Below are 19453 nucleotides of genomic sequence, written 5' to 3'. Positions count from 1 at the left end.
GCTTTGGCGAATTGTTTAGATAGCGCGAGCGCAGTTTCTGCCTGCTGCTTTCGCTTTATATAAGCCTTTATCGGCTCTAGCAAAGATATTATCTTCGCAGTCAGCGCCTTCGGCGAGAGTGAAACCAATGCTGGTTGTGACACCATATTTTGACATTAATTTACAGTGCCCTACAGAAAGAATGATGCGTTCAGCAATCAATTTATTAGTAACAAACTCAGGATCATCAATTAAAATCGCGAACTCATCGCCTCCAAAGCGGAAGACACTGTCAGTTGTTCTAATTGAAGCTTTTAGAATGTTTGAAAACTCAATTAACACTTCGTCACCCGCTTTGTGACCAAAGTTATCATTTACTTGTTTAAAGTTGTCTAAATCAAGCAGCATCAAGCTAAATTTACGTTGATGACGACGGCCATTTTCAATCTTTTGAACGAGGTTGTCATTAAATTGGCTGCGGTTATATAGACCAGTTAATGAGTCTTTCGTTGCCAGTTGTAAAACACGCTGATACATCAATGCGTTTCGCAATGGGTAAACTAAAGCTTGGTGAATAGATTGCAGCTTGCTTTTAATAGCTGGGCTTAACTGATATTGGCAAAAATACACCAGTTTACCTAAATGCTCTCCATTGAGGTCTAAATCAAAACTAAAGGGTGTGTATTGTTTATCACTGTCTTTTAATTGAAAAGCGCCTAATGCAGTGTGAAACTGTAGTCCTGATAATTTGATAATACGTTCGGCATGCTCTGCATAAATGGCTAGCAGTTCTTCAATATCAAGCGTTGTTTGCAGCTTTTCAACCAGACGATGAGCAAACATTGGTTCTTGATTAATATATTGCTCAGTATTAAACGGCAAATAGTCGCCACGCGTTGTGAGCCTTTGCGTCAGAATATGGACGTTTTCCATTAGTTAGAACCCCTAATTATCATAACTGAGTTCATATAAGCTAATTTTGTGCCAAATTTTTAAACTGGCTGAAAAACAATCGCTTGCTATAGTTAACTAAAGTCGAATTATAAACATCAATAAAATTGACTCTCTGGAGGCCATTTGCAGAGCATTTATAGTCAAGTTTTTGCCTTATTACTTGCCGCAATGATTTTGGTTTGGTTGTTCAAGCGCATTGGCTTGCCGGCAATTTTAGCTTATTTAGTCACAGGGGTACTGGCGAGTAGTCCGAGTATTGGCTGGATGAGTATGAGTGATGAAATGCACTTTATTGCTGAGCTTGGCATCGTCTTTTTATTATTCAGTCTTGGCTTAGAGTTTTCAGTACCTAAGTTAATGGCAATGCGTAACTTGGTATTTGGACTTGGTGGCTTGCAAGTTATCTTAACTATTTTGGTAGCTATGCCGATAGTCCGTTTCTTTGATTATGGTTGGCTAAGTGCATTTACCATAGCCAGTATCATGGCGCTTTCTTCAACTGCCGTTGTGGTTAAAATATTAAAAGAAAATGGCGCGATCAATCAGCGACGAGGCCAGCTCTCGGTCGGAATCTTATTGTTTCAAGATATCGCTGTCGTACCTTTACTTATTAGTATTCCGTTATTCGCGCAGGCAGACAACCAGATGTTAGCAAGCACCCTGGCGATAGCCTTAGCGAAAGGGGCGTTTGTCTGTATTTTGCTGTGGGCTATTGGCAAATGGCTGTTGCCATTTGTCTTCAATGAAGTCGCACAAGTCAGAACCGATGAATTATTTGTGCTGTCTACTTTGGTGGTTGCTTTGTGCGCAGCTGGTCTGACTTACTTATTTGGTTTGTCTATGGCGCTTGGCGCGTTTTTAGCTGGCATGATGTTAGGTGAAAGTCAGTATCGACATCAATTAGAAGCTGAGATCCGGCCCTTTAGAGACATTTTAATGGGGCTGTTTTTTGTCACTGTTGGTATGCAGCTCAATGTTGGCTTTGTTATTGAAATGTTTTGGTATATCTGCGCTGCGTTAGTGGTTTTATTTGTCTTGAAGCTACTTCTTATCTGGGGCTGCGCGCAATTAATTGGTGAGCGTAAAAAAGATGCCATTGCATCAGGTATTTTACTTTGGCAGATGGGGGAGTTTGGTTTTGTGCTCATTGCGTTGGCTTCAACACATGAATTAATGGCTTCAACGACCGCATCATTTTTAATTGCGCTGGGTGTGCTATCTATGGCCCTCACGCCTTATTTAATCAGTCAAACAGACCGTATTTTGGGTGTGTTAAACATCGATAGCGAACATGGTAACGAACAATTTCAAAAAACGTTCGGCAGTCATAATTTAAATGGCCATGTTCTAATTCTTGGGTATGGACGGGTAGGGCAAACCATTACGCGCTTTTTAAAGCCAGAAGCCATCCCCTATGTTGCAATTGAACGAAACCCACTTCTTGTCCAAGAGGCACAAAACGCGGGAGAACCGGTTCTATTTGGGCATGCTGCGCAAAATACCATTTTAAAATCAGCCAAAGTTGAACAAGCTAAGTTGGTGATAGTCACTATGTCTGACTTTGAACAAAATCAACCTGTGATAGATGCGATAAAAAGAGTCGCGCCGGGTGTCTCCATTATTGTTCGTGCCACAGATGATATACATCTTGAAGACTTTAAAAAGATGGGGGTGACAGAAGTTGTGCCTGAAGCACTTGAGGCAAGTTTAATGCTTATTTCTCACGTATTGCATATGTCTGGTGTGCCGATGCGTCGTATATTTCGCCGAGTAAGCCGAGAGCGTGAAAATCGTTATGAGTTTCTCCATGGCTTTTTTACTGACGGCTCCGTGGAGCAAAATAGCGAGCCTTTAGAGCGTTTAGAGTATCTGCATGCGATTGCCTTGCCAGAATCAGCCTTTGCCATTGATAAACAAATAGCGCAGTTGAATTTAAACAAACAGCGAGTCGTGATCACCGCATTAAGAAGAGATGGGCAAGAAATTGAATCTCCTGATGACGACATCATATTGCAAGCAAACGATATTCTTTTGCTAAAGGGAAAGCCCAGACGCGTAGAACGAGCTGAGCAATTCTTGCTAGAGGGGTTGTCATAAAGCGAAGTTTGCTGATGTTTTTTAAAGTGTCAATTGAGCTGAGTGCAAGCCTAATTAAGCTCTAGAAAGTCTCTAATTTCATCGAGTCTATCTAACCCATCTTGATAACCAAATTCAATGAGCCTTCGGGTATAGGCTTTCTCAAACATTAAGTAACTCGCTAAGCTCGACTCAGAGTGCTTTTTGATACCAATCGAACGTAACAGCATTCTGACTGCCAGTGGCATATGTTCATAGCATTCGGTCGCTATTTCATTAAAGTTTTGCGTAGGGTTAATAACCAGTGTTGAAACTTGTTTTAGCTCTTTGTGTTTATTCTTTGAGTTAGAAGGCAGTAAACCTATGGTTCGGTTAACTCGTTCTAAACGTTCCAAATCTGATTGCAGCGTGTCAGCAAAAACACCATCTAGCAAGTGGCCTGCAACCGTTGATACTCCAGGGAAATGAGGTTCGTAACCTATGGCGCGTTGGCGTTTTGGCTGCTCCACACCAATGATGAATATCTTATCGGCACCTAAATGAATTGATGGGCTAAGCGGAGAAAGCTGGTGAATTGAGCCATCACCATAGTAGTGATGCTTTACTCTGACACTTGGAAACACCATAGGAATGGCACTTGAGGCCATGAGCAAGTCTAAAGTAATTTGCCCTGCAACGCCCTCACGTTTAGCACGTTGCCAAGGGGCGGCATTATTCGACTGAAAGACTGCCACTGATTTTCCGGTTGAATAACTTGATACCGTAACAGACACTGCCTCTAAGTATTTTCTATGTAAGTTTCTATCAATGCGTGATAAATCTAAAACATCATCAAGCAATGCTCGAAGCGGCGAGTTATCTAGAAGGCTGGCGGGGGGATGATTTAAATAGTCAGATTGAAAGCTGCGCATCATATTGCCAAGAATATAACTCGACGCGCCAGTGAAAGAGCTCTTATAGACCATATGAGTATGAAACTGGCGCCATACCCATTCTATTTTGCGCACCGCCAAGTGCATACATGAGGCGTAGCACGCCATCGCAGCTGAGTTAATTGCACCCGCAGAGGTACCATTAATAATTTGAAAAGGAATTTTGGCATTGCGAGGCATGCTTAAAGCCAATGCTTTTAACACGCCAACTTGGTAAGCAGCTCTTGCGCCACCACCGGTCAGTAGTAATGCCATTTTTGAATGCTGAGTATTTTGCGGTTTTTTTTCCATATTCGCCCTTAATTATTATGAACTTTTTGCTGCGAATGCCATCAGTTACCGTATATCACTTGCAACAATTACTCAGTGATATATCTTTACTTTATAACTAATTATAGAATATTCAACGGAATATTGTGTTCAGCCATTAACCGGAGCAAACATGTCAGAACAACCTTCTTCAAAGCCTTCCCAAACCCAGCTGCTATTTGCAGCCGTTGTTGTTATGGCGTTAATCGTCGTTGCTGTTTTTATTCTTTCAAGCAAATCTGAACAGCCAGTAGAAAATGAAAAGTTCAAGCAAGACGTCGTCGTGCCTGCCGCAGAACCGGTAAAACCAGTCAATACGGCGCAAAGTCAACCAGAGCCTGAGCCAGAGCCTGAGCCAGAACCTGAAGTTGTAGAAACATATGAACCTGAACCGCAGCCAGAGCCGACCCCTGAGCCTGTTGCAGAACGTATCGTTGAAGCAAAACCTGCTGAGCCTCAGCTTCCATCGTTAGATGAGAGTGATGCAGAAGTGAAACAAAGCTTAGGTGAATACCTCACTGAGCAATCTTTAGGTTTGCTAATGACTGAAGATATGGTGCGCAGAACCGTGGTATTTGTAGATAACTTAGCGCAAGGCAAGCTTGCAAAAAAGCATGCACCTGTGAGTGCTCCGGTTGATAAGTTTATGGCGCTTGAGTCAGACATCATCATTACAGATCCAAATAGCTTTGAGCGTTATACACCTTATGTCGATATGCTAACGCAAATGAGCAATGCGCAAATCGTACGTGTGTATAGAAAGTTTCAGCCACTTATTTTTGAAGCCTATGAAGAAATAGGTTATGAGGGCGAAGACTTTAATTACACATTAAATGAAGCAATCACTGAACTTTTAGACACGCCAATTCCTGAAACAAGCTTGCCGCTGATTAAAGATTCAGTGACTTATAGCTATGCATATCCAGAATGGGAAAAGTTATCGGATGCGCAAAAGCAGTTCTTACGTATGGGTCCTGCAAACATGAAACGTGTTAAGACTAAGCTTGAAGCTGTGAAGAAGTCTTTAGCAAATTAATCTTGCCATATTTTAAACCGATTGTTTAAGCATTAGGCAATCGGTTTAATTAATTCAGTTTTTCCTTGAATCTAAAGCACATAATAGAGATAATCCTACCCGCGCCTAACAAGGCCCACTATGGTGGTCTTATTGGTCCTCTCGCAACAATAGTTCGTGAACCTGGTCAGGTCCGGAAGGAAGCAGCCACAGCGAATGACTTGTGTGCCGGGATGTGGCTGGTAAGACTACCACCCAATCATTCAAAATTTTCAGTTTTGTACTCCCAAAAAACCAATTCGTTTTAATTTCCTTAGTTAACTGAGCTAATCTGTTTGTATTCATTTTAAAATTAACCCAATGTCCTTATCTGCTATTTAGCTGAGCCTCAAAAAGAGAAAATAGTGGTCGGTCGCTCTTTTAGACAGTTATGAGTTAGAGCGGGCGGTCGTATTTTCATCAGAAACGGACGATGCTTTTATTAAAAACGCATATCAACGACTCTGATGCTAATAGTTGTAAAATAGTGCTGTATAAATGAGGTTGTCGGTAGTGCTAGTTCCAAGTTCTGAAGGGGATCCACAATACAATACCTGATGAGAAAGCTCAGACTTTGTTGGTATTTTAAACGAAGTATCAGTCGCTTAAGGTGATTAAATGGAGTATGTTTGAGTACGAAAGAAATATTAAAATAGCATACGGTTGCATTCATAATTTGGGTGATGAGGTCCAATGGAAAATGAAAGCAGGTATGTATAATTAAGAGATATATTTGGTAGACAATATCAATATAAATATCAATATCAAAAGGATTAAAATGTCATACGTAATGTCGAGGTGCAAATTAGCTTTACTTACCTCTCTTCTTTCACTTTCTTTGACGAGTACTGCTAATGCTGGTAGTTGTGATTTGAAGTTGATAAAGGAATATACTTCTGTGATTGATTTTCGTCCTTCATCAATGCTATGCGGTGCTGATATGGGTTTTCTAATTATAAAATTAAAGCAGCACTTAAATAAAAATTTAGCGCCTCTAGGAGCAATTCGCCTAGTTGTTAAAAACTCAAGTGATATAAATGTTACTCGATACAATTTGTACTTATCGAGTGCTGATCAAAGCAGTCAAGTTATAGCCTGCTTGAATAATTCCTATCTGGATAACAGTAAAATAATTTTTTCATTTCCTATAAAGGAAATGAAAACTACAGAAAATACACGCAGTGTAAAGATGTCTAGCTTAGATTATGAATGTAAAATCCCATCAACTTTAAGTCGATAAAAGAGCAGGTTAGGCTTTGCCTAGTGTTACATTTTCAAATGTCACGATTAGCTCACTCATTAAGCCTTAGCGTGACAGAGAATGAGAAGGTTTGAAGTTTAGGTTTTAGTATTTACATGCTCGACGCTGAGTTTATAAATTAATTTGGCCAGACTTGCACTTTTCATGGTAACAAAGGTTCTGACAAAAACGTGTTAGAGACTAATGCTAGCTTTGCTGTACTCGCTGCCGTTAAAAACGATTTTATACCTTTCCTAAAGGTAAACTCACTTTTCTAATGCGTGAATGACTCGCTTGTTTTAAAAGAAGGTTGATGAGCTATAACGAAGTCGTTATTCCAATATCATCTAAGATGATAGTTACATCTCTAGTCGGTTCAAAAATAAAGACAATCTCTAATTCGCTTTCGGCACTGATTGGCTTATTCAATTCAATAGGGAGTGTGAAGGTTTGCAAAACTGGCTCCGTTGGCGCATATCTCACATCACCTTTTTCCAATTCAGAGAAGTCAGAAATTAATAAAGGCGAGACACTGCCAGATGCGGCCAAACTTTTTTTAAACACGACATCAGACTTATTAAGTAGCTCTACCTTGGTATCAGATAACAAATTGTATGATCCACATTCTTCGCCTTCTCCTGAATCAGCTCTAGCCAGTGAGAAACTTAGGTAGGGTTCTTCTTTGCGATTTTGCTGAGACAACTCAGCACCTGTGAACTTAATGCTCAACCGTGTTTCAACTTTTTTCTTAAGTTGAACTTTTAATACATTATTAGACGTTTTAGTGCCGTTTCTTAAACGCTCTGAATCTATGCTGATTTGCACTTCTTCTAATGTTTTATCGGATAGGGCTTTAACGATGCTTTCTTTTTCAGCGTCACCCTCAAAATCTTCTATAGTTTTGAAGTCAGATGTCATATGGCGACTGATATAAATATCGTCTGGAAGACCAAACTCATTAGTCACAGGTTGTCTAAAAATTTTTCGATACGCTTTTTTGTTCGCCAATGTAGCTTCTAAGAAAGCAGAAACATACACTTTAGTTAACTTCTCTTGTTGTTTGGGGGTTAATAGCTTTGAATAAAAATCTTTGCTGCTTCCCCAATGGTAATCATCAGACATATCTTGATTAAAGTTTATGTGGTTAGCACGATAAATATAAATGGACTGCTTTAAGAAGTCTTTATCAGCATCGAAGTGAGTGCGATGCCATTGTTGGCTACCAAGAAACTGATAAACATCTGCATCATGGCCGCCTTGTAACACTAAATAGTTAACATTTTTCAGGATGTTTCTGCCATCGGCATGTTGATATTGCCCGTCCATTGGGGCTAATGCGACAACGGATTTAATGTTAAAACCAAACCCTGTTGATTCAGTACTATCAGGTAAAGTTTTCCATTGATTAAATGATGCAGCTAAAGCAACAGCCTCACCCCCTCTAGACATGCCTATCAAAGCGATATTCTCTAAATCTAGCTTGTTATAAAAAGCATGGTCTTGCTCAGCATTCCATTTTTTTAGCAGTTTGATATGTTCAAGCAGTATCCAACCACGGGCACCATTTTCTCCCCACAAGCCATTCAAATACGTTTGATCTACTTGCACCACAAAATGCCCGCGGCTGGCGAGTAACTCACCCAGGTAATCAAACCCAGGCGCAGAATTTCCATGGACTAAAAATACTAACGGCAGAGGTTGGGCTGCTAACGGAAGCCAAACTTTAGCCTGCAAAGGTAAATTACTACTTTTAAATTTGTGGTAAGCATTGTCTTCATATCCTTGGTTGCGAGAATAGTCTGAAAGAAAGCTCGGCAAGCTCACATTTGGAGCAATGACATCCGGTTTTGAGATAGCAAATAAAAAAGGTTGTTCGCCATAGTTCATTACTTTGTATTTATGTTCGCCCAGTTCAGCAGGGTTAGGTAAACCCGTAAACGAACTATTTGGCTGGCTATATCTTTCAATAACACACTCTAAAACATCTGAAGCGAATGTCGAAAAAGAGGTGGTAACCATTAATAGGATGGCAAAAAAACACGAAAAACGAGTGAGCATCAAAATTGTCCCTAATGTCAAAATTCAGCGAGTGGTATTGTATATCAAATTGATCTTGCTATAAAAAAACACAATTTCTTATAATTATGCTATCTGAGACGCAAGTTACTCTAAAAAGGTTTAAATTAGTGTTTGAATGAAAGTTTGAAGGTTGCGCTTAAAGTAAAACACTAATTCAGCGCTTATAACCAACAATTTCCGCTTCTGACATGATGCCAATTCAGATAAAACCTCTTAAATAAGTCACTTTTAGCTTCAAACATCATTTGTAATAAAACCCTTAAAAACTTATATAGCTTATTCGTTGAATTGTCCTAAACACTTGGTGGTTGTTTTCATTTTGACCCAAGAAAGAACGGGTTAGGTTAGCTTTAAAATTATCTTGGCAGGAAGAATAATAAGTACAGATAGTTTTTTATGCTCAAACCTTGAACAAATATTTACTCGTGTAGATAAGGCTAGAGCGTTACTTATAGTCTTAACAGCTAATAGCTTCAGTTAAATGGAGCTTTTGATAAAAAGCCAAATCTTTTTACAATTCCTGATTTTCGATATTTACAATTCCTGTCTATTTCAAGTGGAGTCTACAAATTGTTGATTCTTATAGATTAGCACTGTAATGTTAACGAAATTAACAGGAAAGATTCCCGATTTTGTTCAGATAAAATCAGGCATTTTTCCTTTGAAAAAGCTGTTATGTACCTAGGGTGATATGAAAACACTGATTTCAATTTTACTTTGTTCTTTGTTGGCTGCATGTGGTTTCCAATCTATCAAATTGGTGGGTTATGGTAAAAAACTCGATGCTCCTGTCTATGAGGCCTGCTTCTATGAGAAATTTGAAGAGTACCGGTCATTAACTAGTTATTTGCTCTCCGTAGAAGTAGAAAAAGCTGAAGGGCAAATTACTTACTATGAATTAACAATTGATGGAACAAATACAGAAGACCCAGATGAGGTGTTTACACCTAAGTCTTTTAAGGAATCAAAAGAATTTATGGAAAATATAGTTAATGAATGTTCTGCTTAAAGCGGTACATAACAATGCAAATTAAAAGCGCGGACAAAAAACAGTTGGCTTTGTTCGTACCTCACAAATTCTAGCCAACTATTTTTAGCCGTTTATTTGCGGCGTTATAGGTAAATGGATAGATGAGGTTTACAGTCGATTTTATACTCACTGAATTACCAAAAGAAGAAACAGAAGCATGGAGCTTTATTGAACACCTTCGAGAAGAATATCACGAAGATAAATGTGGGGCGCATGAGAAACTAGTTCAACTCCACAGTGCACTAACCAAAAAGTATCCCTGTTTATATAGTTATACTGATGACGATCCTGAGCTAGATAATTGCCCTTGGTCAGATGGTCCGATGATAAATAACTTCGCCAGTAAAATGGGGATGGTTGCTATCGCATACTCTAGAGCCGATGAGTTATTCCCATTTGTCTTAGAAAAAGCATTGGAATTAGACATAATAGTAGCTGACGGGCAAGCGAGAAAATTTATCGTCCAGGAGAGCCAGTGAATAACTCGGAAAAGCCCTGGTGGAAGATATGGTAATTTACCCTATAACAAATTGCTTAAAAGGACGTAAAACGCTTGGCTTACGCTCTTTCGTCGCAAATTTTAGCCAAGCAATTTAGGCGCATTAGAAAAGCGTTAGTTTGCAAATTAAATATGGCACATAATCGAAAACTAGTTTTGGGCGCGGTTGATCTAGTAGGTTCTAAAATTAGAAACTCTATCGTCGCAATGAGCGAAGCAAGAGATTCTCTGGAATCAATTTTGATTTCATCTTCATACTTCGAAAATGCACCATTCGAATGGGTTGGTTTGATTATTCGTTATGGTAAAAAAAATGATGCTCTCCCAACATTTAATAGAATCAATAAGAGGTATGGAGATTTACCGATAGCTATAGAGGTGGATGTTAGTGAAATTTATGATATTCACAACAGCAAGGAGCTTTTGGTTAATTATTACAAAAAGTTAACTATTTTGTGTCTAATAGCTGTAGCTGAAAAATATGCATTACCAAAAGAAGAACTTGAAAAGGCAAGTTTGGTAATTAACGCAAACTAACAAACAGTTTGTAAGAAGACAAAATTCAGTTGGCTGGTTTCGCTCCGCTGCACATTATAACCAACCAAATTCTGCCTTTTCACCGAGGCGTTAACTGGCAAAGAAGGATTGGCGTATGAAAGAAGTCTTGATTATCTTCCTAAATATGGGGTTCATGATGCTTATTATGCTTTGCTCGGGTATGGGGCAACAGTGACTGAAGAGTTAAAACTTTAGGCTGTCATGTGAGTGAACAATAATTCTACATATGCTGGTAGAGTTCTATTTATTTTAGGTGTTATTGTATTTCTAAATAAATACTGCCTTCTTTAGGATGCGTGTATAAAGGGGAAGAAGGCTAAATTACTAAAAGAACACCTTATAACGGAAATGGTTCCAAAGAACACTTATAAGCTCAGAAAAGATTTATGCATAAATTAACAATAACAATATCCAGTTGCTTCTTTTTATTTATTATTTGGATTATCTATTTAGCTAATACTGGGCAACAAAGTATTTTCTTTGATCTTGTACGCATAATTCCGTATGGAGATAAGGTTGGGCATCTTGGCTTATTTGGTATGCTTACTTTGCTTGCTAATTTTGCGAGTAAATTTAAGGTATTCAAGCTAGGTAAAGTAAATGTATTTTGGGGCACAGCTGCTGTTTTTGTCTTTGTCACCTTGGAAGAGTTAAGTCAGCATTTTATGCCAACGAGAACTCTAGATATATATGATTACACTGCTGATATGGTTGGTATCTTACTATTTACTTGGCTATCCAGCACCTTAGTAAAGAGAAATTTAACAAGGCGTTACAACTGACCTCCAGCAGCTAAGTGATGCGTTATATAACTATGGATAGCCCTGAATATGCCTAACCTTTTTATTCCTTAAACTTTTGAAGCACCTACGTTTTTTGATAGTAAATACTTTCATTTTTTTGGGCTGTTACAATACTGTGCTTTCGGGCGTAAATATTTTACTCTCCATACAGCGAAATAACCTTCTTAAATTGATTCTATTTTTTAATTATATTAATTATATCTTCTGTACTCATAAAGCCAGGTACTGCTTCTCCATTGGCAAATAAAATAGTCGGGGTAGCACTAAAACCAAATTTTTGTGCCAAAGCTTTTTGAGTATTGAGGTTGTTGATGCATTCTGTAGTTGCTTGATTGTTCGTTTCAAAATGCCCCTTATGCATTGCAGAGTCCATCGCGGCTTGCGGGTTTGTGGCGCAAAGCGCATTCACGGTTTTATTGAACGCTTTGCTACCAGCATTTCCTCTCGGCAACATGACATAATCGACACTGATACCTAGTTGGTTTAAGTCTTTTATTTGAGTGTGGAGTTTTCTGCAAAATGGGCAGTCAATATCGGTAAAAATAGTTATTTGATGTCGTTCTTCTTTTGCTGAGTAGGTGAGTAGTTTCTCTCGAGGAATAGATTTGAATAATGTTTGTCTGTGTTGTTGGTTTGCTTGTTCAATTAGGTCTTCGCTTGTAGAGGTGTCGATCACTTTACCCCAAAATAAATGCTGCCCATCTTTGCTAGCAAGTAAGATTTGATTGTCGATTGTGACGCGCTCGAAATAGTCATTAAATGATGTGATTTCAAAGCTTGCCTTAGGACCAAGTAATCGATGCAGTTTTGCACTTAGAACTGAGTTGGAATAACTGGGTGATTGATTGTCAGGTACCTCTTCAGATAGGCCGTTAGGGCTGATAAAGGTTAAAGTGGCAATTGCTAAAATTGATAATTTACTAAGTGCTTTCATTGGCTGCTCACAAGATTAGATAAGTGAATACATTTATACAGTGAGCTGCGCATTTTATGTCAGTATAAATGCCTCTAAGTTTCTATAATTATATATATTAACTTTATTATCATTAACTTATGCCTAGGTTGTGAATTGCCTAAAGCCTATTAATTGGGCTGTATATTCAACATTTTTACACTTGCGCTTTGACGTCACAGAGTCTTTTAGTTCTTTACAAAGTTGCGCATGTTCGCTTTTTTCTATTTTGTTTTCTGAATTACTTGAAAGCGCCTGTTCACTGTCGATTTGCAGTCGTACCTTTGAGTTAAGCGGTGTATCTTGCTGTTTATTGACTAAGGCTGCGATTTGCTGTTCGAACATGTGTGCACTGCAGCTTGCAAAACCTGCTTCTGCGGACTCTTTGCCTTGAATTGCAAAGTCTAGCGCATCATTATAGTTATTCTGAATTGCGGCGATTCTACTTAACAACGAAAACGCTTGTCCTCGATAATAGCTTTGTGATTCATTTTCTAGCACGAGTTCATGTGCTAATTGCTTAGCATGGGCTAGCTGTTGTTGACTGAATTTTATTTCAGCTAACAGCAGCTTGGCTTCTTGAGAATATGGGTTTTCTTTTAGGCTGAACTCAAGCCATTTTTGAGCTGTCGCATAGTCTTTTGAACGATAAGCATCTACTGCATTTGTATAGCTACTAAAAGTGGGTGGTAAAGCAGGCTCAAACGTATTATTTTCTCTAATTAACAAGCTTGTTGCAGTGATACAAGTAATGGTTAGGCATGCAGCAATGGCATAGTGTGTCATTTTATTTGACTTTTTTACTGCTAATTTTTCAGTAGGAGCTAACCAGTAATAGCCATGGTTAGGTTGAGTGCGAATAAGGTCATTATTGGGCGCAAGCTTGCGTATTTCACTGATCACCTGAAAAAGGCGATAATCTTGGTGTTGTGGACTGCCCCATAAAGCAGTGTGCAATTCATCTTTGGTGATTAGAGTCTGAGGGTAATTAACAAACAGCTCTATTGCTTGCGCTGTCTTAGGTCGGATATTTATGGGTTTACCTGAGTGGCGTAACTGATAGCTTTGATCACAAAAGGTGAATTTTAAAAATTGATAAATTGCCACAGGTTATCCTTAAAGCATACTGACATAAGGTCTTTATATAGGTTAATTATGAAGTTAGCAAATTACCGCTTTGATCTGGTGAATCTAGGTGTCTTTGAAATTAAAACTCGTCCCAATACGGCTTTTCACCAAAAAACTCACTGAGTTCGTCAATAAAGACTCTTACTTTTGAAGAGAGCAGTTTGCGATGCGGATAAACCGCATATAACGCAATGGGCTCAGGTTCATAGTTTTCTAAGAATATTTGCAAATCTCCTTTTCTGAGCGCATGACCTGCAATGAATGTGGGCTGCACCAAATAGCCTTCTCCAGCGATGGCGGCGGCCATCAGTAGCTCACCGTTATTCGAGATAATAGTGGGATGTTTGTTTTGACTTATTGATTTTAGCGTGTTCAAAAGTAGGTTGTCGGTTTTGTCATAGCTAGAATAACTGTAATGCAAAAAGTGCTTAGGGTTGAGCTCGCTCGGGTGCGAAGGCGTGCCATTATGTATTAAGTATTCAGGAGAAGCGCATAAAACCAAACGTACAGGCGCTATTTTCTTTGCAACCAAAGAAGAGCTTTGCAATTGACCAATTCGTAGCGCAACGTCAAAACCTTCTTCGATCACATCTACTTTACGGTCGTTAAGCTGAATGTTGAGCTCTATTTCAGAGTACTTTTTTCTAAATACACTGATGAACTTCGATAGATGTAAAGTCGAAAATGAAACGGGCGCACTGATATTCAAAGTACCTGTGACCGTTGTTTGCAGCTCACCAAATTGTGCTTCTAAGTTATCTACATTTTCTAGTATTTGTTTCGCGTGTTGGCGGCACTTTTCGCCCGATTCCGTGAGGCTTACTTTACGGGTCGTGCGATTGAACAGGCGGGCATTAAGATGTGTTTCAAGCTGCGAAATATATTTACTTACCAGTTGATTCGACATCTCTAATTTTACTGCTGCTTTGGTAAAGCTGCCTTCATCAGCAACGCTTAAAAACACTTTGAGCAATTCAATTTTAATCATTACCACACCCCTCAATTAACAACCCACTATCAACGAAATGTTGTAAATAATACAACATAGCTCTGCTTAATCATAAGAAATCGTAATAGTAATATAGCAAGCATTGAAAAAGAGGTTTGTTGATTGAGTTAACAAACGAATGAGGTTTTGAATGAAAAACACAACACAGAACTATGGCTGGGTGGCGAAAAGCCTGCACTGGGTGTCAGCAGTGGTCGTCATAGGTATGTTTGCGTCTGGCTGGTGGATGGTAGAGCTGAATTATTACAGTGATTGGTACAGAACCGCGCCATTTATTCATAAAAGTGTCGGTGTACTTTTACTGCTATTGACCATTACAAGGCTATGTTGGAAGGCAAATAACATGAGTCCAGATGCTGTGGTTAATGCATTTGAGCAATTTATGGCAAAAGCTGCGCATACCGTTTTATACCTGCTGATTGTTGTGATTTGTGTCAGTGGCTACTTAATTTCAACTGCCGATGGTCGCGGTATTGAAGTATTTAACTGGTTTGTGTTGCCAAGCTTTGGAGAGCTTTTCTCACAACAAGCCGACACTGCAGGGCTCATTCATAAATACAGTGCTTATGGTTTGATGGGGTTAGTTCTATTACACGCATTAGCTGCTCTCAAACATCATTTCATAGATAAAGACAATACATTAAAGCGCATGCTTTAAGACGTTTCACAAAGGTAAGTGTTTTAAAAACAAGTAGGTGCATTCATCTTCACTTATTAAATATTTTGGCTTCTAAACAGGAGATTACAATGAAAAAGCTTATTTTAACTGCAGCGTTTCTAGGCGCGTTATCAACAACGGCAAGTGCTGCTGAATACGTGATTGATACCAAAGGAGCACATGCCTTTATTAACTTTAAAACATCGCATTTAGGTGTGTCTTGGTTAACGGGTCGTTTTAACACATTAGAAGGTTCTTTTAACTACGATGGTAAAAGTTATGACAACGCACAAATTGAAGTGAATATTGATACTACGAGTATCGATTCAAATCATGCAGAGCGTGATAAGCACCTTCGAGGTGGTGACTTTTTAAATGTTGGGAAATTTCCAACTGCGAAATTTGTAAGCAGCAAAATTATCGATAAAGGTAATGGCAAACTAGAAGTGAAGGGCGCATTCACACTGCATGGAACGACTAAGAATATTGTCATTGATGCGCAAAAAATTGGTGAAGGTAAAGATCCTTGGGGCGGTTACCGAGCTGGTTTCTCTGGTACCACTGAAATTCGTCTAGCAGACTATGGTATGAAAGAAGTGTTAGGTCCAACAACGGTGATGCTCGACTTGCATGTTGAAGGTATTCGAAAGTAATACGCACTTTACTATTAGTGCTTAGCTATTAATCTTTGTGGTGTGCTATGACAACAAAACACAATGTATTTTTTATCTCTCACGGCGGGGGGCCGATGCCTTTATTGGGCGACCCCAGCCATACAGAAATGGTCAATGCACTAGAGAAATTGGTGAAATGTATTGAAAAGCCAAGTGCTATTTTGTTGATAAGCGCCCACTGGGAAGAAGCTGTACCGACAATTACCTCTTCAGAATTACCAGAGCTCATTTATGACTATTATGGTTTTCCTGAAGCGGCATATAACATCCAGTATTCATGTACTGGCTCACCAAAGTTGGCATCTCAAGTGGCAACAGCATTAGCGCAAGCGGGCATTGAACATCAGCTCGATGCGCAGCGCGGCTTTGACCATGGCATGTTTATTCCCTTGAAAATCATGTTTCCGGAGGCTGACATTCCCTGTGTGCAGCTATCATTGGCGAAGAGTTTAGAGCCAAACTTACACCTCAATATTGGTAAAGCTTTACAGTCACTAGAGTATGACAATTTATTAGTGATTGGTTCTGGGTTCTCTTTTCATAATATGCGTGCTTTTTTCTCGCAAAGTGACAGAGAAGTTGATGAAAAAAATTTGGCATTTGAGACTTGGCTCAGAGACACAGTAAGTAATAAAACACTTGGTGAAAATATGCGAGCAAGCCAACTCTTAGATTGGGCAAATGCGCCCCATGCAAGATTTTGTCATCCTCGCGAAGAGCATTTGATGCCACTGCATGTGTGTTATGGGTTAGCTAATAGTGCTGCTGATGAGCAGTTAGACGTTAAGATTTTGAATCGAAACTCGGCCATGTTTGCATGGTACAAATGAACGCATTACCCGAATTGACTTTATATCGAGTAATGCGTTACCTATTGATCAAGCATTAGTGAAAACTGGTATTAATGCCCAAATTGAATTCGAACACCGGCATTGACGGTAAAGCCATCATTACGTGACCAAATATCTGTAGTCCAGCGGCCACTCGCTGATTGCTCAGGTAAAACCAAAGCGTCGTCTTTTGTTTGACGAACATTCAGCAGGTTCTCAGCATTTACAAACCAGCTTACATTGCCAAATGTAATCTGTCCTAACAGCCCTAAATGCCAATAAGCATCACTTTGAGTTCGGTATGGGTTGTTTTCGAGTTGTTGCGTGCCCGTGTAGTAAGCTTCAAAACCGAGTAGATGACTACCATGTTCTTCCCACATGATCACTGCGCCCGCAGAATGTTTGGGTGTAAGCGCGATAGGTGAGATTGAGCCGGTTGTATCATCTTGTGTGCTCGCATCGGTGTATAAATAGCTGGTAGTGAATTTAATATCATGCCAACGGAAACGAAGAAGTAGTTCGGCACCTCTAATTTCACTTTGGCCAGCTGCGTTGACAATGCGTACTGTTTTGTCACAGCCGATACAGTTCATTTTTTCTAATTCAGTGACATTATCTATGTCAGACGCAAACAGTGTCAGGCTTGTTTCAATGCTATCGACGGTATAGCTAAAATCAACAGACGCGGTGGTGGCTGTTTCTTCTTCTAGGTTGTCTAGTGGTGCTAATCGTGACAGACCTGCGTCTTCAATGTCCTCGATGAAAGGCGTTGGCGCATAGTAACCTTTACCGAAAGAGCCACGCATGGACCAATTTTCTGGTTTATATAGTGCTGAGACTCTCGGGCTAAATTGAGTGCCATATTCGCTGTGCCAATCTGTTCTGGCGCTTAGAGACAACGCCAATTCGTCAGTCGCGTCATAATCAAGCTGTGAGAATAAACCAGGCACTTCGAATGTATAATCGAATTCATTGTACTGTTCTGACTCGAATTGCTCTTGTTGATACGCAAGACCTACAATCCAGGCTGTCTTGTTGGTGAAGCCTGTGACTGAAGATTCAACTAAGTAGCTGTTATGCTTGTCGTCTTCTATTACACGTCCATATTGGTGTTCATGCTCTTGTTGCATCAATGAACCACGGACATTTAAGCTCAATGTGTCATTTAAAGGTTGTTCGAATATCAAACCGCCATCGAGACGCAAAGAATCCTGATTTTGCACAAATGGTTGACCGTCTGGCATGAGTGCTCCTTCAGCGGTCCCCCCGTTTCTGCGCTCTTTCATGGCGCCCATGGTCATATACAAATTAGCGCCATTTTCACCTGACCAATATATACGCGGTCGCACTGTTGCTCTTTCGTAATAGGGCATATCGAGCCAGCCGTCATTGTCTAAGTCTTGTTCTTCTTGATGGTGTGCACCTGCGGTAATGGAAGCGCCCATTGACTCAGAAACAGGCGCGGCCAAATAAGCGGTGACGTCTTGACCATTTTTTGATGTGGCATTTAATAATACTTCACCCTCGAATTCATCTGAAGGTGTACGGGAGATCAAATTAATCACACCACCCAGTGCTGAACCGCCATACATAGATGAGGCAGAACCTTTGATAATCTCAACACTGGCTAAGTCGGTCGGGGGGATCTGCAGCAGTCCGATAGAAGCGGTTTGTCCGCCATAAAGTGGTAAGCCATCACTCAGTAACTGAGTATATCGACCATATAAACCTTGTAAGCGAATGTTAGCACTGCCCAGTGCTGGAGAGGTATTTTGTACTCGTACACCACCGGTTTCAGCAACGAGCATAGAAATATTACCAGGGCGCATTAACGCCTTTTCTTGAACTTCTTCACCAATAATGACTTCGGTACGAGTTGCCGACTCTGTGACTACGCGACCCAGTCTAGACGCGGTGACCTGAATTTTTTCTATGGCCTTCTTTTCATGACCATGATGGTCGTGTTCATGCTCTTCATGACCGCCAGCATAAGATAAGGGTGAAAATAGGATTACAGATAAAGCCAGTTTAGAAAGTTTAAATTGCATTTTTACCTCAAAGTGTACACATGACAGTATGTTCAGCTGTCATTGATAAATTGTTTTTTAATTTATTCTGAATAGGTGTGTGTTGGGCGGATCTGCCCTAAGAGGTAAAAATGGGGGGGGCGGTATAACGACTCGACAATATTATTTGGCATATTTAAATGCGAGTTCACAATAGACTCTGTAAAACGCATCATTGGCTGTGAGTAGCCAAGGCTACTGACAAAGATAAAGGCAGCACAGGCATTTGCAGGGCAAATACATTCGGATTCGCAGCAGTCCACTTCGCAGCAATCATCTTCAGCGTCACTGTTTGAGCCTGAAGATAAATTCGAGACGCTATCAATTGAATTGCTTGATTGTGTTTGTGCTGAATGTGTTGATGAGATCTCAAATGAGGGCATAAAGCTATAAGCCGATGCTTGCCCAACAAAGGCAATCAAAATAACAAGTGTCACGAAGACTTTTGAAAGTGGCTTAAACATACAGTTCTCAATGATTAGACAGGGCTACTTTAATTGAATTTGATATGGATGTGAATATTTAAGTGTTGAGCGGTAGGGCACTTATATCGAAAGTAACCCATTAAATAGGGCCCTTATAAAAACTGATAGCCAAGCTTAAATTTAAAACCCCAAAGTTGA

18 protein-coding genes and 1 other RNA gene are annotated in these 19453 nt (G+C 39.7%); 11 read left to right on the top strand and 8 right to left on the bottom strand.

Features of this window, described 5'->3' with window-relative positions; translation table 11 throughout:
• Positions 1-15 precede the first annotated feature (15 nt).
• Entirely contained in the window at positions 16-912 is an 897-nt protein-coding gene (locus ACGHEH_RS01960) for a GGDEF domain-containing protein (RefSeq protein WP_390441383.1), read from the bottom strand.
• A 144-nt stretch (positions 913-1056) separates the two neighbouring features.
• Between ACGHEH_RS01960 and ACGHEH_RS01955 the strand changes: the two genes are divergently transcribed.
• Positions 1057-3030, top strand: a complete 1974-nt coding sequence (locus ACGHEH_RS01955; protein ID WP_390441381.1) for a cation:proton antiporter — start codon at positions 1057-1059, stop codon at positions 3028-3030.
• Between the two features lie 50 nt (positions 3031-3080).
• On the opposite strand, the gene ACGHEH_RS01950 is transcribed toward ACGHEH_RS01955, so the two are convergent.
• Complete coding sequence (locus ACGHEH_RS01950) at positions 3081-4232, bottom strand: patatin-like phospholipase family protein (RefSeq protein ID WP_390441378.1); 1152 nt, start codon at positions 4230-4232, stop codon at positions 3081-3083.
• 151 nt (positions 4233-4383) lie between these two features.
• Here ACGHEH_RS01950 and ACGHEH_RS01945 point away from each other — a divergent pair, with 151 nt between their 5' ends.
• The 3 genes from ACGHEH_RS01945 to ACGHEH_RS01935 all read left to right on the top strand — a co-directional run bounded on the left by ACGHEH_RS01945 (position 4384) and on the right by ACGHEH_RS01935 (position 6544).
• The gene (locus ACGHEH_RS01945) at positions 4384-5286 is read left to right on the top strand and encodes a DUF3014 domain-containing protein (RefSeq protein WP_390441376.1); all 903 of its coding nucleotides are present in this window, start codon (positions 4384-4386) and stop codon (positions 5284-5286) included.
• A gap of 130 nt (positions 5287-5416) precedes the next feature.
• Positions 5417-5513: signal recognition particle sRNA small type (gene ffs, locus ACGHEH_RS01940), an RNA gene on the top strand.
• Between the two features lie 569 nt (positions 5514-6082).
• Positions 6083-6544 (top strand): hypothetical protein, encoded by a 462-nt coding sequence (locus ACGHEH_RS01935; RefSeq protein WP_390441374.1) that lies wholly within the window; start codon positions 6083-6085, stop codon positions 6542-6544.
• A gap of 318 nt (positions 6545-6862) precedes the next feature.
• On the opposite strand, the gene ACGHEH_RS01930 is transcribed toward ACGHEH_RS01935, so the two are convergent.
• On the bottom strand, positions 6863-8602 hold the full coding sequence (locus ACGHEH_RS01930; RefSeq protein ID WP_390441371.1) for an alpha/beta hydrolase family protein: 1740 nt from the start codon (positions 8600-8602) through the stop codon (positions 6863-6865).
• A 712-nt stretch (positions 8603-9314) separates the two neighbouring features.
• On the opposite strand from ACGHEH_RS01930, the gene ACGHEH_RS01925 reads away from it, so the two are divergent.
• The 4 genes from ACGHEH_RS01925 (at position 9315) to ACGHEH_RS01910 (ending at position 11492) form a co-directional block, all read left to right on the top strand.
• The gene (locus tag ACGHEH_RS01925) at positions 9315-9632 is read left to right on the top strand and encodes a hypothetical protein (protein ID WP_390441369.1); all 318 of its coding nucleotides are present in this window, start codon (positions 9315-9317) and stop codon (positions 9630-9632) included.
• A gap of 122 nt (positions 9633-9754) precedes the next feature.
• Positions 9755-10132, top strand: coding sequence for a hypothetical protein (locus tag ACGHEH_RS01920; protein ID WP_390441366.1), 378 nt, complete (start codon positions 9755-9757; stop codon positions 10130-10132).
• A gap of 74 nt (positions 10133-10206) precedes the next feature.
• A complete protein-coding gene (locus tag ACGHEH_RS01915) occupies positions 10207-10689 on the top strand; it encodes an Imm39 family immunity protein (protein ID WP_390441364.1) in 483 nt (160 codons plus the stop codon).
• A gap of 407 nt (positions 10690-11096) precedes the next feature.
• Positions 11097-11492 carry a VanZ family protein gene (locus tag ACGHEH_RS01910; protein ID WP_390441361.1) on the top strand — a complete coding sequence of 132 codons (396 nt, stop codon included), beginning with the start codon at positions 11097-11099 and terminating at the stop codon, positions 11490-11492.
• A gap of 196 nt (positions 11493-11688) precedes the next feature.
• Here the strand turns inward: ACGHEH_RS01910 and ACGHEH_RS01905 are convergent, their stop codons facing one another.
• The 3 genes from ACGHEH_RS01905 to ACGHEH_RS01895 form a co-directional block, all read right to left on the bottom strand.
• Positions 11689-12447, bottom strand: coding sequence for a DsbC family protein (locus ACGHEH_RS01905; protein ID WP_390441359.1), 759 nt, complete (start codon positions 12445-12447; stop codon positions 11689-11691).
• Between the two features lie 123 nt (positions 12448-12570).
• On the bottom strand, positions 12571-13572 hold the full coding sequence (locus tag ACGHEH_RS01900) for a tetratricopeptide repeat protein (protein ID WP_390441356.1): 1002 nt from the start codon (positions 13570-13572) through the stop codon (positions 12571-12573).
• A 100-nt stretch (positions 13573-13672) separates the two neighbouring features.
• Positions 13673-14581, bottom strand: coding sequence for a LysR substrate-binding domain-containing protein (locus ACGHEH_RS01895; RefSeq protein ID WP_390441353.1), 909 nt, complete (start codon positions 14579-14581; stop codon positions 13673-13675).
• 151 nt (positions 14582-14732) lie between these two features.
• On the opposite strand from ACGHEH_RS01895, the gene ACGHEH_RS01890 reads away from it, so the two are divergent.
• The 3 genes from ACGHEH_RS01890 to ACGHEH_RS01880 all read left to right on the top strand — a co-directional run bounded on the left by ACGHEH_RS01890 (position 14733) and on the right by ACGHEH_RS01880 (position 16764).
• The gene (locus tag ACGHEH_RS01890; RefSeq protein WP_390441351.1) at positions 14733-15260 is read left to right on the top strand and encodes a cytochrome b; all 528 of its coding nucleotides are present in this window, start codon (positions 14733-14735) and stop codon (positions 15258-15260) included.
• A gap of 89 nt (positions 15261-15349) precedes the next feature.
• Complete coding sequence (locus ACGHEH_RS01885; RefSeq protein ID WP_390441349.1) at positions 15350-15913, top strand: YceI family protein; 564 nt, start codon at positions 15350-15352, stop codon at positions 15911-15913.
• Positions 15914-15960: 47 nt separating this feature from the next.
• The gene (locus ACGHEH_RS01880; RefSeq protein WP_390441346.1) at positions 15961-16764 is read left to right on the top strand and encodes a DODA-type extradiol aromatic ring-opening family dioxygenase; all 804 of its coding nucleotides are present in this window, start codon (positions 15961-15963) and stop codon (positions 16762-16764) included.
• 71 nt (positions 16765-16835) lie between these two features.
• Here the strand turns inward: ACGHEH_RS01880 and ACGHEH_RS01875 are convergent, their stop codons facing one another.
• Both ACGHEH_RS01875 and ACGHEH_RS01870 read right to left on the bottom strand, forming a co-directional pair.
• The gene (locus ACGHEH_RS01875) at positions 16836-18812 is read right to left on the bottom strand and encodes a TonB-dependent receptor plug domain-containing protein (RefSeq protein WP_390441344.1); all 1977 of its coding nucleotides are present in this window, start codon (positions 18810-18812) and stop codon (positions 16836-16838) included.
• A gap of 62 nt (positions 18813-18874) precedes the next feature.
• The gene (locus tag ACGHEH_RS01870; RefSeq protein ID WP_390441341.1) at positions 18875-19294 is read right to left on the bottom strand and encodes a hypothetical protein; all 420 of its coding nucleotides are present in this window, start codon (positions 19292-19294) and stop codon (positions 18875-18877) included.
• Positions 19295-19453 lie beyond the last annotated feature (159 nt).

Origin of the sequence: Pseudoalteromonas sp. MTN2-4 (assembly GCF_042848605.1) — a bacterium.
Taxonomy (GTDB): Bacteria; Pseudomonadota; Gammaproteobacteria; order Enterobacterales; family Alteromonadaceae; genus Pseudoalteromonas.
The sequence above is the reverse complement of the archived record's forward strand: the minus strand, read 5'-3'. Positions and strand labels throughout refer to the sequence as shown.